Origin of the sequence: Shewanella sp. SM55, from assembly GCF_025654025.1 — a bacterium.
Classification (GTDB): domain Bacteria; phylum Pseudomonadota; class Gammaproteobacteria; order Enterobacterales; family Shewanellaceae; genus Shewanella; species Shewanella oncorhynchi.
In genome coordinates this window covers 152,062-165,680 of sequence record NZ_JAKKRS010000002.1, presented here as the reverse complement: position 1 = coordinate 165,680, position 13,619 = coordinate 152,062, and the positions used below count along the sequence as shown (strand labels likewise).

Sequence of the window (13,619 nt, the reverse complement as noted above, 5' to 3'; positions counted from 1 at the left end):
TTTATCAGACTAGTTCTATTAGTTCATACTCTAAATAATCGGCAAGGCTTAACCAATCGTGTTGCTCTTGTGCCTGAAGCATAGCAGGCAATATTTGCTGAAAAGTCGAATTAAGGACAAGTTCTGGGCAGTTTTTTTCTATTTTATCAAGACATAACCGTAACTCTACTGAAGCCTTTGCTTCTTGACCGAGTCTAAATAAACCTGCCGTTTGCCGCAGTGAATCTTGTAGACTTAAGCTCATAATATGAGGTCCTTATACTGAGAACCGCGAATTTTAGCGCCTGATAAACTCGCTTGGTAAAACTTTACTTCTGGATGCTTAGCGATGTAGCGTTCCAAGTGCCTGAGATATGCTCTTAGGTTTAGATCCGTCGCTATCCGCTGGCCTTTGCCATTGATCAACCAGTGTTTAGCTTCCTTCACTTTCTGAATAACCGCATTAACCCATATTTGTTCTTTTATATCGTTTTGACCAAATTTGTGATCATTCCAGAACGCATGACTCTTGTTATTGCAATAACAAAAATCACACCCTAATAGGGTAATTTCTTTTGCCTTTAATTTGATCGCTAAATCAATTGCCGGATGAATGACGCTTCCACTCGTGAACAGTCTTAGTTTGGGATATCGAGAAGCGAGCTGGTCGTATATTTTACTGCCTCCATAGGCAATAAATCTTTGGCCTAACCAAGCATTAAGTACCATTGGATCAACCCGGGGAAAATAAACAAGATTGATGTTATGAGTCGAGGCTAGCGGTAAATGGTATTCACCTATCAATCCGTCAATGCAGATCACAATATCTGGTTTTATATTATTGTGAAGTAAACCACGTAATGCAGTATCGGCCGCTATGATTAGTGGCCTATGGGAACTTGAACTAATTTGTTGCAGATAATCATAATGCTCTTCTAAAGAAGGACCCGAGCCAATCACGATAGCTTTATAACTACTATGACTATTTATTAAGCTCGCAGCATCAGGATCGTGAGTAATATAAAGTTGGTTATCCTCGAAGCGTTTTAATATTGCAGGATCATCAGACTGATGTCGTTGATTAGAGAACTCACGATTGAGCTCCATGACTAATAAGTCTCTAAGAGTCGCATTTTCATCACTGACAAGAGTGAGATCTGGCGTAATTGCAATATTAGGAAAATTTAACTTTGCGCTTGGAAGCGCCGTTAAATTAATGTTTGGATGCTTTAACCATTCGCTTTGATCTGTGTAACTGATGAGGAGGGCAAAAACGCTGAGATTTAAAATGCAAACATCAATTGAAAGATACTGTGGATTATCGATAAGTAAACTTGGTACATCTCCCATCCCGACACCGTAGACGGTTACGTGAGTTGCATCTGCAGGTAATGTACTGATAAAGAGCCGTGCTTCGGCGATGCGGTCATGACGGCTGCTGAGTTGAATACCATTAACACTGATAGTTTGATTGCGACCGTTGACAAGGTGGGCATCTAATTCATTGATGGTTTGGCTTTTGACCGCAGCGGCTACGATAGGCCAACGCTTAACGATAATATTGAGATTAGACGCAAACAGCTCGGTCATTCCGTTTCTCCGGAAGATTTCTGGGAGTTTGATATCACCAAGGTCACTATCTGGTCTCTCCACAGGGACTCGAACCCCGATCGGCCGCTTAGGAGGCGGCTGCTCTATCCTGTTGAGCTATGAAGAGACGACAGTGATTATACTGGTTTTATCTTTGATTAAAAGGCTTATGATTTAGTTGCTTAAATCTTAAGCGCTATGTCGTTTATCTGTACATTGTAGGCGGCATTTTGGTCTACAAGGATTGCGGTGGCGCTTTCTTCGCTTACTTGCTCAATTTTTACCGTTGCACGACTTTTGGTCGCGACGGCGCGCATTTCATTGAGTCTATCGGGTAAGTTTTGTTGTAATACTACTTGGAATTTATCACCGACACGAATGCCATGTTTACGGCCTAGATTTAATATAATCCTGTCTGCTTGTCGGCTAACGACTTGGCCAAGTAATGGCCTGCAATTAAGTGTGCTGTCTAAATCTCGGGTAGCTTGCAATATTAATTGAGTAATACTTTTTCCATAGGAGGAACGCCAGAATCTATTACTGTTGGGAGCAATGATAGCCTGTTCTTCAAATTCCCATGGGGCCGATGTGCTGTAGCTTTTGCTCCAGACCTCTTCGCCACTGATCCCATGATAGAGGCTGAGTTTGAATTGAAATTGCCTTAGCGGAGCTTCATCCCAAAATCCTAAGAAGGTGGGTTGTACAGGCTCTATCGATATATCAATGATCTGCGGTTGAAGAATATATTGGCTGTCGGTAATTTCACTGAGCCAGCTTGGGAGTCGATAACCGCGAATATCCACTAGGTCTTGTTCAATATCGAGTCGCTCGTTAGCATGGATGTGACTAAAGCCAGTTGAAGAGTAATCTTCTATAGTGTTCCCTAACGACTCTGAAATGACCTCTTCAAAGCCTGAAAGTTGTCCATATCTAAGCTGAGAACGATCTTTTATTTGTGTTTGAGGTATTAAAATAGCGGCCTTTAATTGGCCATTAGGACACTGTTGTGTTGGATCATCATTTAGATCGAGGCGTAGGGATACATATATTTTATTTCCCTGAATTTGTTCACTAACGAGTTGGATGTTTATGGCTTGGGCGTTGCGATTTATCGCAAAGTTATTTTGTGTGAGGTTACCATTAGAGGTTTGTTGCTCACTGGATATTTGAATACCTGTGCTTAATGTCGCATAGCTAACAGCTTGATTAATTGCTTCTTCCCTTGCTTGAGCTGTATTACCATTGATAATAGTTGCTTCTCCGCTGGCTTCTATCCATTCGGCTCTGGTGGGCAAAGAAAGTAGAAAAAGGCTCAAAATGATGAGCGAAGCTGAACCTGGTATGTGCATCAATTCAATCCTTATCGCTAAGCTAATGGCGATATTACCAATCGAGCCAGTTTTCTGACTCTTAATCTAATACGACAATAAAGCAAATTTCGTGCCTGAGTATGAGAACTTTTGATAAAGTTTCCATTGTTACAGTCGATATACTGTGTAATAGAAGAATATTGTCGGACTGAGGTTAATATTGGTCCGAAGATTGCTGTTTTTGTTACTCATTAAAAATTTGAAGCTTAGAAAGTGAGTCACTTGACTGCCAATGCACCCATAGATGAGGTAAATCCAATGCTAAAGCGTGTGATTATTCCCTTAACATTGATAATGTTAGGTGGATGTGTAGCTAAACCGGTTACGCCGCCCAAACCGAGTTTAGTGGATGGCAATGGGTTGCCGCCAACGGCAGTGATTAACCATTTAGCACAGCGAATAGTGACTGAGCTCGTTAAGCAAAATGATGCTTTGCGTTCTGATCAACCTATCGTAGTTGCAACACCAGTATTAGTGGGCGATTTGAATGGCACTAATGCGTTAGCGCAACAGTTACAGCAAGGGTTAATGACGTCGCTCCATAGCTTTCAGTTTAATGTGGTGGATTTAAACTTAGCTGATGGCTTGAGAGTCACATCTGACGGGGATTTTATTTTGACGAGAGATTGGCAAAAATTGTCGAAAGATCTTCCTGTTGAACATCTTGTCGTTTCGACTATGAGCGTAGTAACCAATGGTATGGCGATCAATACTCGGATTGTGAACATTAGTAACAATCGCGTGGTATCGGCATCTCAAACTTTTGTGACTCAAAAAGAGTTGGCAAACTACATGCAGCCTTCGGAGCAAATTGTGTCACAAAATGGCATCTTATATCGTCAGGCGAGTCCAGGTATGAATGAAGTGCGTGTTTTAGGAGATGGAAAATGAAACGCTACCTTTTAGTTATTGTGGCGCTAATGCTAACTGGCTGCGCTGCTAAAGATAGATATGTGCAATGGGAAGATGTGCCGCCGCCGAGTTTTCCTAAGTTGACGGCTATAGGATATGCGCCGTTAGCGACTCAACCGGCTAAAGAGCAATCACAAAGAGTGTTGATGGCTATGCAGGCATCAAAAATTGTGGCTTATCGTGAATTAGCGGAACAAGTTTATGGGCAGAAAATAACGGCAAACAGCAGTGTCAGTGATTGGATGTTGACGGACGATAATGTCAAAGCGTCAGTTTCTGGTGTGATCCGCGGTGCACGAGTCGTTAAGAGTTATCCAGCAGGCGAGCATTATGTCACTGAGTTAGAACTTGATTTTTCACAGGTTTGGGCGCTTTATCAACAACAGAACCGTCCACAACGAGTGAAGGAAGTGACGTATTTCTAGCTTTTTTGAGAGTATGTTCAACAGCATGTATTGAGCCGCGTATTTACGCGGCTTTTCTTTTTGTACAAGACATTAATATCTAATCAGAGCTTAGAAAAGGTAATGCTAAGTGGGAGTGATGCGCTTGTTAGGCCTTTAAATCATTGCCTAAACTTGAGATAGTCGAGGTCTTGCCTTTATCGTTATAGGTGAGGCTGGAGGCATTTCTGCTGGCTTGTAAAGCTTGAGCAAAGCGATTTAAACTCGCTAAATTCATCTCAATTAAACTGGCATTTTGTTCGTTTAATTCTTTGCATTCAGTCAATGCGTCTTTGATATCGGCCATTTTATGCACGAGTTCGACTTGCTGAGTGAGTAGTGATTTATCACTGTGGTTTGCCAGAATATCATCATTAGTCTTTAGTTCTTTCAGACATTGCGATTTTTCGTTAGCAAGGGAAAGCAGTAAATCGGCGTTTTGGTCAACCAAAGCGCCTTTTTCCTTGAGTATGATTTGCTTAAGAACAGCCAAATGGGCGTGTTGTAGATCTACCAGTTTAGCTATTTCAGTCATAGTTACTCTTTATTTAAGTCATTAAGTTCGGCTTCAAAACTTGCAATATTGGCAGCCAACTTTTCAGGGTCAATTTTATAGCGACCTTCGGCAATAGCTTGTTTGATTTCGGCTACTTTCTTTTGATCAACTTCAGGAAGGCTAGCCATTTTAGTCTGAGCTCCTTGAAGTTGTTGTGCCTGGGCCGTAATGACCACTGAATCGCTTCTCTGTGGTGTTGTCGATTTTGTAGCAACTTGAGCAGATTGATCGCTGCTCGTTTTCGTTGCGCCTGAACGAACTTGCGCAGTCGTTGCAGTGTTGAGTTTGCTAATATCAATTGCCATTTTAGGCTCCAGCGTCGTGTGTACGGGATTTCTTAACTGGGGTATCGGCAGCTTACAAAAAAGCTTTAGATTATTTTACATTCTTACTTCAACTTCGCCAATGCCTGTGACTATAGCATCTAGTTCTTTGTTTGAACTGCTATTTTTGACTCTGATCCGATCACCTTTATTGCCATCTTGTAGGGCTTCGCCCACTGTTTTGAGCTCGAATGAGCCAGAACGAACGTAGATAGATACCGAATCATTTTTACAAACGAAGCATAAGTTGTTGCTTAATATGGGATTATCTTTTGCTACTCGTCGTTTTACTCGCACGCCAGCCAATTTACTCGGGTCATCGAATTCGGCACCTCTCAAGCTATTTTGTTCAATGTAACGGACTTCTACTTGACTAGGAGAGATGAGTTCGCCTGGTGCTAAGATTTCGGTTGAGACAACAACGGGGAATAAGATATCCACCCGAACCGAGATATAGATTTGCCAAGGGTAAGCTAAGTCTTGTGTATCGCAGCTGACTTTTAAGGTGTTATTACGGCTAATTTCCCTATCGCTAGCCAGTTCTACTTTCATTGGAGATGAACATTGTGACGGCAGCATTCTTGCGTCAACCATCTGTGGCGAAATATTTACTTTGGCATTTTCTGGAACGGATATTTTTTCTGAAATAAGCGCTTTAGCTAATTCTGAGATTGCCGATACGGTGGGGACAATAGGCTCTGCACTCGCTAAAGCGGGCATGAAGAGGGTGAAAAGACTAAAAAAACAGACTAAATTTACTTTCATAATGAAGAGACTAGCTTGTAACGCCAGAATGCACCTATACTTTTATTAAGTTCGAAGCTGACCACTGTAATAATAATTTGCATCACTGTCAGAAGATTGACTCAGTTTCGACTATGTTTATCGATAGATAAGACGTAAGCAATTAATATGCCTATACTCAACTGAGTTATAGGGCCGAACATAAACAGAACAACAAGGCAGAGTTATGTCGAGTATTCTTGATTCAGTCAACAAACGAACCCAGCTCGTTGGACAAAACCGTTTAGAATTGCTGCTTTTTAAATTAAACGGTCGTCAACGGTTTGGGATTAACGTGTTTAAGGTGAAAGAAGTACTGCAGTGTCCACCACTGACCACTTTGCCTAAACTTAATCCTTATGTGAAGGGTGTTGCTCATATTCGTGGAACAACCATTTCAGTGATTGATTTGAGTGCGGCAACAGGGGGAAAACCTTTAGCGAGCACTGAAAACTGTTTCATCATTATTTCTGAATATAACCGCAGTGTTCAAGGCTTCTTGGTCAGTTCTGTTGAGCGGATCATCAACATGAATTGGGAAGCGATTATGCCTCCGCCGCAAGGTGCTGGTCGTTATTCTTATCTGACAGCTGTGACTGAAATTGAAGGTGAATTAGTTGAAATTCTCGATGTGGAAAAAATCTTAGATGAGATTTCACCGGTTAAAACGGCTATCAGTGAAGAAGCCAATGAAAAACTGACCCTCGACAGAACTCAGCATTACCATATTATGGTTATTGATGATTCTGCCGTGGCGCGTAAACAAATTATTCGTTCACTCGAGTCATTGAATTTACAAATTGATACCGCAAAAGATGGTCGTGAAGCATTAGACAAGCTTAAAGAGATCGCCAAAGAGATGGATAATGTGGCCGATGAGATCCCCCTCATTATCTCTGATATTGAGATGCCTGAAATGGATGGCTACACCCTGACCGCTGAAATCCGAGATGATCCTAAGCTTAAGCATATTAAAGTGGTACTGCATACTTCGTTAAGTGGTGTATTCAATCAGGCAATGGTTCAAAAAGTGGGGGCTAATGACTTTATCGCTAAGTTTAATCCCGACGAACTGGCCGCTGCTGTGAATAAGCATTTAAGTTTGTAATTGCTGTCGGTTAGTACCTAGATACGCTTTACGCTATAATCTCGACTTTATAACATGATGGTTTCGCACTGATTTTGGTGCTTGCTATAGGATTTAGGATGTGAATGTGCCAAATAAATCACTCGCTGAGGCTGAATATAATCAATTTAGGTTGTTCTTAGAGCAACACAGCGGCATCGTACTGGGTGAAAATAAGCAATATCTTGTGCGCAGTCGTCTTGCTCCTTTGATGGGCAAATATAACCTGCCATCCTTATCTGATGTGGTTAAGCATTCGATGAAGCCTACTGAGCGTGCGCTCAGAGCTGAAGTGATCGATGCTATGACGACCAATGAAACCCTTTGGTTCCGTGATCGTTATCCATTTGAGTTGTTGAATAATGTCCTACTACCTGAATACAGTCGTCTGGGGCGTCCACTTAAAATTTGGTCTGCGGCTTGCTCGTCAGGCCAAGAGCCGTACTCATTGGCTATGACTATTCTTGAGTATCAACAGAAGAAGCCTGGTGCCTTGGCTGGTAGTGCTTCGATTCAAGCAACGGATCTATCTCCTTCCATGTTGGAACGCTGCAAAAATGCCGAGTACGATAGTTTGGCATTAGCGCGTGGTTTATCTGAAGAACGTAAGCGTCAGTTTTTTGATGCATTACCTTCAGGTAATATGAAGTTAAAGGATAATGTGAAGCGGTTGGTGAACTTTAGAGCGCATAATTTGCTTGAGAGTTATAGTCTGCTTGGCAAGTTCGACATTATCTTTTGCCGCAATGTGCTGATTTATTTTGCACCAGAGGCAAAGGCAAAAATTTTGCGGCAATTCGCTGCCGCTCTCAATCCCAAAGGAATTTTATTTCTCGGTGCATCAGAATCTATCGCTGGTTTAACGGACGAGTTTGATATGGTTCGTTGTAACCCTGGCATTTATTACCAGAAAAAGACTTAACTCAGCCGCTCTAAAGAAAATTACCGACAATTGTCGGTAATTTTTTACCCATCACTTGCTCATCCTTGTTGTTATTCTCAAAATTTTCCTGATGTTGGCACATGAATTGCTTTATTTTCGTGAGAACACGAGGAGGCAATTTTATGGCGATCAATTTTGATAATGCACTGGGTGTGCATCAATACACTCTCGGTATTAGAGCGCAGCGGGCTGAAGTCATTTCAAGCAATATCGCTAACGCAGATACGCCACATTACAAAGCCCGCGATGTTGATTTTTCTGCGGCAATGCAGGCCGCTCGAGGCCAACAGCAGCAGCGAAATAGTCTTGAAATGCAAGAGCCAGATAAGCATTTTGGGCTTGCGGAGTTGACTGGGCAATTTGTTAAGTTCCGTGTGCCAAATCAACCCGATACCGGTGATGGTAATACTGTTGATATCCAACAGGAACAATCGGCATTCATGCAAAATGCACTTGAATATCAAATGTCGCTAGGTTTTTTAGATAGTAAGTTTAGTGGCATGAAGAAAGCGTTGAGAGGGGATTAATCATGAGTTTATTTAGCATATTTGATGTTGCTGGCTCGGGAATGTCTGCTCAATCGGTCAGGCTAAACACCACCGCGAGCAACATAGCTAACGCGGATTCCGTCTCGAGTAGTGTAGATAAGACCTATCGTTCCCGTCATCCCATTTTTGAAGCCGAAATGGCTAAAGCCCAAAGTCAGCAACAAGCTTCTCAAGGCGTTGCAGTAAAAGGCATTGTAGAAAGTGATAAACCACTACTGAAAGAATACTCGCCCGATCATCCTATGGCGGATGCGGACGGCTTTATTTATAAACCGAATGTTAATGTTATGGAAGAAATGGCAGATATGATTTCTGCTTCGCGCTCATATCAAATGAATGTTCAAGTCGCTGAAGCAGCTAAGTCTATGCTGCAACAAACACTTGGGATGGGTAAATAACATGTGTTACTTAGGAGGTAAGCTGTGAGCCTCATTAATCAAATTAACCAAGCGTCGGCGCAGACGGCTCAAAATAAGAGTCAGCCAAATGCCGTTACGACGAATTCATCAACCAGCTCAACGGGTAATCCGTTTCTTGATGGCATACGTTTGCCAAAAGATTCAATAGTACCGGAAGCAAAAAGCCAGCAGTTAACTCAAGATGACTTTTTCTCGTTATTAAGCCAACAGTTATCGATGCAAGATCCCTTTAAGCCCGTCGACAACGACCAAATGATTGCGCAGATGGCATCATTCTCGACGGTTGATGGTATTACTAAGTTGAATAAGGAAATCGTTAATTTAAACGGTGTTATGACATCAAGCCAAGCATTACAGGCATCAGGACTTGTTGGTCGCAAGGTATTGATCCCAACTGATACAGGTAACATTTCAGCTGAAAGCCCAACAATAAAAGGTGTGATTAGCACGCCAGCTAAAATTCCTGAAGTTACTGTACGTGTTGAGGATGAGAAAGGCCAAGTTGTGACCACCTTTAAAGTTGATGGCAGTAAGGGGGGCAATGTCGATGTTAACTGGGATGGCCTCGATAAAGATGGAAAACCTGTAACCGCAGGTAACTATACGATCAAGGCGAGTGGTTTAGTGGATGGGAAATCCCAAGAATTGCCAGTCTCGACCTATGCTCATGTGACCAGCGTTTCTCTCGGTACGGCCAGTACTGGCGCGATTCTTAACTTGAGAGGCGGTATGGGCATCAAGTTAACCGATGTGTTAGCTGTGTCTGAAACCTAAGCTTGTATAAAAGAATTTTTGCAGCATCCGAATTGGGCGTAAATCGCTCATAAATGAATTGAGTCAAGTGTAGAGGTGAATTATGTCGTTTAACATTGCATTGAGTGGCATTTCTGCTGCGCAGAAAGATTTAAACACTACGGCGAATAACATTGCTAATGCGAACACCATTGGCTTTAAAGAGTCACGTGCTGAATTTGCGGATGTTTACGCTAATTCTATTTTTTCAAATGCTAAAACTGCTGTCGGTGGTGGTGTTGCGACGAGCCAAGTGGCACAGCAATTCCATCAAGGTAGCTTACAGTTGACGAATAACTCCCTTGATATGGCGATTAAAGGGGGTGGCTTTTTCGTTACTGCTTCTGAACTGGGTACATTAGACCACTCGTTTACCCGTGCTGGAGCATTTAAGGTAGATAAAAATAATTACATGGTTGATTCTGCTGGTAATTATTTGCAAACTTTCCCAGTGGATAAAGATGGGAACTCAACATCAGTGAGTTTAACGACGGCTAAGCCGGTACAAATACCAGACACTGCGGGTAGCCCTGTAAAGACTGAGAATGTTACTTTACAAATGAACTTAAATGCTAAGGAAAGTGCACTCGACCCCGCGGCATTCGATCCTCTAGATGCAAAAACCTACAATAACGTTACATCAATGACAATTTATGACTCACTCGGTGAGCCACATATTATGACCACTTATTTTGTTAAGCCCAAAGATGGTTCGTACAATGGTGAGAACAATTGGGTGGCTTACTATGCTGTTGATGGAAAGCAAGTCGATTTAGCCGGTCCTGCTGGTACTTATCAAACAGATACCACCGGCGATGGTACGCCTGATGCAACGGGCACAGCTCAAACTGCTGGTGGTTGGAAAGGCTCTGTACTCAAGTTCAATTCTGTTGGTGTCTACACTGGTAGTGATCCTGCTATAGTCAAGACTGAGGCTTTGGGCGTCAGTGGTGCGGGTGTTTTAGGGCCAGGTGCCGATGGTACTCAAGAGTTGACTGTGAAGTTTAATGCCCCAACGCAATATGCTGCTCCTTTTGGTGCAACTGAGTTGACGCAAGATGGTACGACTGTAGGTCGCTTAACTAACGTTGAAATCGGCGAAGATGGTTTAGTGACCGCGAGTTATTCTAATGGTTCAACCGTGCCTTTAGCACGGGTTGCTTTAGTTCGTTTTGCTAACGAACAAGGTTTAACGCAAGTGGGTAATACGTCGTGGAAAGCCAGTTTAGCTTCAGGTCCAGCGTTAGCGGGTGAGGCAAATAGTGGAACTTTTGGTAGCATCAGTTCATCGGCGTTAGAGCAATCGAACATCGATTTAACTACTGAACTGGTCGATTTAATTTCGGCGCAACGTAACTTCCAAGCGAACTCTCGTACGCTTGAAGTGAATAACACGCTGCAACAAACCGTATTACAAATCCGCTAATCATTACTTTATTTAACTAAGTGTTGCCGCCAGTGGCAACACTTAGCCTTTATCCTGCCGTCAAATCACTTCATTTTCATATTTTTCAATTCTATCAGTAAATTAAACGTTATTTTTTGTTGGCATGATGCTTGCTTTGATATTGTCATGTAGAAAATTTGACGGAGCAGTCTGTGGACAAATTCCTTTATGTCGCCATGAGTGGCGCTAAGCAAAATATGAATGAGCTGGCACTCCGTGCGAACAACTTAGCCAATGCTAATACCGATGGTTTTAAATCAGATATGGCGCAGGCCAGATCGATGCAAGCCTTCGGTGAAGGGTTGCCTTCAAGGGTGTTTGCGATGACAGAATCTCCGTCAGCTAATTTTCGCTCTGGTCCGATAAAAACCACTGGACGGGATCTCGATGTTGCCATTAAAGGCGATGGCTGGTTTGCCGTTCAGGCGAAAGATGGCAGTGAAGCTTATACCCGTTCAGGTAGTCTCAGTTTCGATGCGACGGGCATGTTGTATAACGACAGAGGCAATCCCGTGATGGGGGACGCTGGCCCGATAGTGCTGCCATTACCTATTGATAAAGTGTCAATTTCACAGGATGGCATAGTGTCTGTTCGCCCTCAGGGGGCGACTGCTGAAGTGATAGAAGAAGTGGCTAGATTGAAGTTAGTTAATCCCGGCAATGCGCAGATGATGCGTGGTGAAGATGGATTATTTCGACAAATGTCAGGCGAACCAGCACCAGCTGACCCTTTCGTCGCAGTTGAAAGTGGTGCCGTAGAGGGCAGTAACGTTAACCCTGTTGATGAAATGGTGTCTTTGATTGATCTTCAGCGCCAGTTTGAATTGCAAGTCAAGATGATGAAAACCGCGGAAGAGAATGATCGCGCTTCATCTTCATTAATGCGTATTAGTTAGGAGATAGATTATGCATCCGGCGTTATGGATTAGTAAAACTGGCTTAGACGCACAGCAAACTGATATTTCAGTGATTTCAAACAACGTAGCGAACGCTAGCACTGTGGGCTACAAAAAAAGCCGCGCAGTATTTGAAGATTTACTCTATCAAACAGTTAACCAAGCGGGTGGTGTTAGTGCATCTAACACTAAGCTACCCAACGGATTAAACATAGGTGCGGGTACGAAAGTCGTCGCCACTCAAAAAATGTTTACTCAGGGTAACATGCTGACGACGGATAACTCACTGGATCTCATGATTGAAGGTCCTGGATTTTTTGAAATCCAGCTCCCTGATGGAACCACTGCTTATACTCGAAATGGTCAGTTTACCTTAGACGATACAGGGCAGATTGTGACGCCAGGTTCTGGCTATTTGCTACAACCCGCGATCACTATTCCTGATAATGCGACCAGTATTACCGTTTCCGCGGAGGGTGAAGTTTCAGTAAAAACGCCGGGTACCGCAGAGAACCAAGTCGTGGGTCAGTTGACTATGACGGATTTTATTAATCCATCGGGTTTAGATCCTATGGGACAAAACTTATATACGGAAACTGGTGCCAGTGGTACGCCCATTCAAGGTACCGCTTCGTTAGATGGCATGGGAGCGATTCGTCAAGGCGCCTTAGAAACCTCTAACGTTAACGTGACCGAGGAACTGGTGAACCTTATCGAAAGTCAGCGCATTTACGAGATGAACTCTAAAGTGATTTCAGCGGTAGATCAGATGCTGTCTTATGTGACTCAGAATTTATAGAGGCAAACATCATGGCTAGATATCTTGTGTTGGCCGTCGCGTTATTGCTTGCAGCTTGTAGCTCGACGCAAAAGAAACCCCTTGCGGATGATCCCTTTTACGCGCCGGTATACCCAGAGGCACCGCCGACAAAAATTGCCGCAACTGGCTCTATTTATCAAGACAGCCAAGCATCTAGCTTGTATTCGGATATACGCGCCCATAAAGTCGGTGACATTATCACTATCGTATTGAAGGAATCGACTCAAGCTAAGAAGAGTGCAGGCAATCAGATCAAAAAAGGTTCAGACATGAGCTTAGATCCCATCTTTGCTGGTGGTAGTAATGTGTCCATCGGCGGAGTGCCAATTGATTTGCGTTACAAAGATAGCATGAACACTAAGCGTGAATCGGATGCGGATCAGAGCAATAGTCTAGATGGCAGCATCTCGGCAAACGTGATGCAAGTGCTAAACAACGGCAGCTTAGTGATCCGTGGTGAAAAATGGATTTCAATCAATAATGGTGATGAGTTTATTCGTGTCACTGGTCTCGTTCGCTCGCAGGACATTAAACCCGATAACACTGTCGATTCAACGCGAATGGCTAATGCCCGTATCCAATACAGTGGCACAGGCACTTTCGCAGATGCTCAAAAAGTGGGCTGGTTAAGCCAGTTCTTTATGAGCGACTGGTGGCCCTTCTAAGGAGTCG

The 13,619-nt window shown here is 43.0% G+C and carries 17 protein-coding genes and 1 tRNA gene; 11 read left to right on the top strand and 7 right to left on the bottom strand.

Translation table 11 applies throughout. The annotated features are described in order from the left end of the window. Positions 1 to 4 precede the first annotated feature (4 nt). The 4 genes from L5L91_RS03950 to L5L91_RS03935 all read right to left on the bottom strand — a co-directional run bounded on the left by L5L91_RS03950 (position 5) and on the right by L5L91_RS03935 (position 2,918). Positions 5 to 244, bottom strand: coding sequence for a hypothetical protein (locus L5L91_RS03950; protein WP_105251922.1), 240 nt, complete (start codon positions 242 to 244; stop codon positions 5 to 7). Beyond that, positions 241 to 1,569 carry a motility associated factor glycosyltransferase family protein gene (locus L5L91_RS03945; protein ID WP_263235703.1) on the bottom strand — a complete coding sequence of 443 codons (1,329 nt, stop codon included), beginning with the start codon at positions 1,567 to 1,569 and terminating at the stop codon, positions 241 to 243. Before L5L91_RS03945 ends, L5L91_RS03950 begins: the two co-directional genes overlap by 4 nt. Positions 1,570 to 1,620: 51 nt before the next feature. Continuing rightward, positions 1,621 to 1,696: transfer RNA gene (locus tag L5L91_RS03940), tRNA-Arg, on the bottom strand. Positions 1,697 to 1,751: 55 nt separating this feature from the next. Continuing rightward, the gene (locus L5L91_RS03935) at positions 1,752 to 2,918 is read right to left on the bottom strand and encodes a flagellar assembly protein FlgT (RefSeq protein ID WP_173243771.1); all 1,167 of its coding nucleotides are present in this window, start codon (positions 2,916 to 2,918) and stop codon (positions 1,752 to 1,754) included. A 279-nt stretch (positions 2,919 to 3,197) separates the two neighbouring features. Between L5L91_RS03935 and L5L91_RS03930 the strand changes: the two genes are divergently transcribed. Then, positions 3,198 to 3,830 (top strand): FlgO family outer membrane protein, encoded by a 633-nt coding sequence (locus L5L91_RS03930; RefSeq protein ID WP_028761216.1) that lies wholly within the window; start codon positions 3,198 to 3,200, stop codon positions 3,828 to 3,830. Next, complete coding sequence (locus L5L91_RS03925; RefSeq protein ID WP_028761215.1) at positions 3,827 to 4,276, top strand: LPP20 family lipoprotein; 450 nt, start codon at positions 3,827 to 3,829, stop codon at positions 4,274 to 4,276. The genes L5L91_RS03930 and L5L91_RS03925 overlap by 4 nt, the downstream gene beginning before the upstream one ends. A 127-nt stretch (positions 4,277 to 4,403) precedes the next feature. Here the strand turns inward: L5L91_RS03925 and L5L91_RS03920 are convergent, their stop codons facing one another. The 3 genes from L5L91_RS03920 to flgA form a co-directional block, all read right to left on the bottom strand. Further along, positions 4,404 to 4,829 (bottom strand): flagella synthesis protein FlgN, encoded by a 426-nt coding sequence (locus tag L5L91_RS03920; RefSeq protein WP_173243774.1) that lies wholly within the window; start codon positions 4,827 to 4,829, stop codon positions 4,404 to 4,406. Between the two features lie 2 nt (positions 4,830 to 4,831). Beyond that, positions 4,832 to 5,155: a flagellar biosynthesis anti-sigma factor FlgM gene (gene flgM, locus L5L91_RS03915; protein ID WP_107948432.1), complete on the bottom strand. Its 324-nt coding sequence runs from the start codon at positions 5,153 to 5,155 to the stop codon at positions 4,832 to 4,834. Between the two features lie 75 nt (positions 5,156 to 5,230). Then, positions 5,231 to 5,938 (bottom strand): flagellar basal body P-ring formation chaperone FlgA, encoded by a 708-nt coding sequence (flgA, locus tag L5L91_RS03910; protein WP_173243777.1) that lies wholly within the window; start codon positions 5,936 to 5,938, stop codon positions 5,231 to 5,233. A 205-nt stretch (positions 5,939 to 6,143) separates the two neighbouring features. On the opposite strand from flgA, the gene L5L91_RS03905 reads away from it, so the two are divergent. The 9 genes from L5L91_RS03905 to flgH all read left to right on the top strand — a co-directional run bounded on the left by L5L91_RS03905 (position 6,144) and on the right by flgH (position 13,612). After that, positions 6,144 to 7,064 carry a chemotaxis protein CheV gene (locus L5L91_RS03905; protein WP_028761211.1) on the top strand — a complete coding sequence of 307 codons (921 nt, stop codon included), beginning with the start codon at positions 6,144 to 6,146 and terminating at the stop codon, positions 7,062 to 7,064. A 100-nt stretch (positions 7,065 to 7,164) separates the two neighbouring features. Next, on the top strand, positions 7,165 to 8,004 hold the full coding sequence (locus L5L91_RS03900; RefSeq protein ID WP_168824478.1) for a CheR family methyltransferase: 840 nt from the start codon (positions 7,165 to 7,167) through the stop codon (positions 8,002 to 8,004). Between the two features lie 143 nt (positions 8,005 to 8,147). Further along, on the top strand, positions 8,148 to 8,552 hold the full coding sequence (gene flgB, locus L5L91_RS03895) for a flagellar basal body rod protein FlgB (protein ID WP_113939454.1): 405 nt from the start codon (positions 8,148 to 8,150) through the stop codon (positions 8,550 to 8,552). 2 nt (positions 8,553 to 8,554) lie between these two features. Continuing rightward, positions 8,555 to 8,971 carry a flagellar basal body rod protein FlgC gene (gene flgC / locus L5L91_RS03890; RefSeq protein ID WP_006085646.1) on the top strand — a complete coding sequence of 139 codons (417 nt, stop codon included), beginning with the start codon at positions 8,555 to 8,557 and terminating at the stop codon, positions 8,969 to 8,971. A 24-nt stretch (positions 8,972 to 8,995) separates the two neighbouring features. Then, positions 8,996 to 9,766 carry a flagellar hook assembly protein FlgD gene (gene flgD, locus L5L91_RS03885; protein WP_131523075.1) on the top strand — a complete coding sequence of 257 codons (771 nt, stop codon included), beginning with the start codon at positions 8,996 to 8,998 and terminating at the stop codon, positions 9,764 to 9,766. Positions 9,767 to 9,848: 82 nt separating this feature from the next. Further along, entirely contained in the window at positions 9,849 to 11,210 is a 1,362-nt protein-coding gene (flgE, locus tag L5L91_RS03880) for a flagellar hook protein FlgE (protein ID WP_028761207.1), read from the top strand. Between the two features lie 173 nt (positions 11,211 to 11,383). After that, entirely contained in the window at positions 11,384 to 12,127 is a 744-nt protein-coding gene (flgF, locus tag L5L91_RS03875; RefSeq protein ID WP_105251930.1) for a flagellar basal-body rod protein FlgF, read from the top strand. 10 nt (positions 12,128 to 12,137) lie between these two features. Then, complete coding sequence (flgG, locus tag L5L91_RS03870; protein ID WP_028761205.1) at positions 12,138 to 12,926, top strand: flagellar basal-body rod protein FlgG; 789 nt, start codon at positions 12,138 to 12,140, stop codon at positions 12,924 to 12,926. A gap of 11 nt (positions 12,927 to 12,937) precedes the next feature. Beyond that, complete coding sequence (gene flgH / locus L5L91_RS03865) at positions 12,938 to 13,612, top strand: flagellar basal body L-ring protein FlgH (protein ID WP_028761204.1); 675 nt, start codon at positions 12,938 to 12,940, stop codon at positions 13,610 to 13,612. Positions 13,613 to 13,619: the final 7 nt, after the last annotated feature.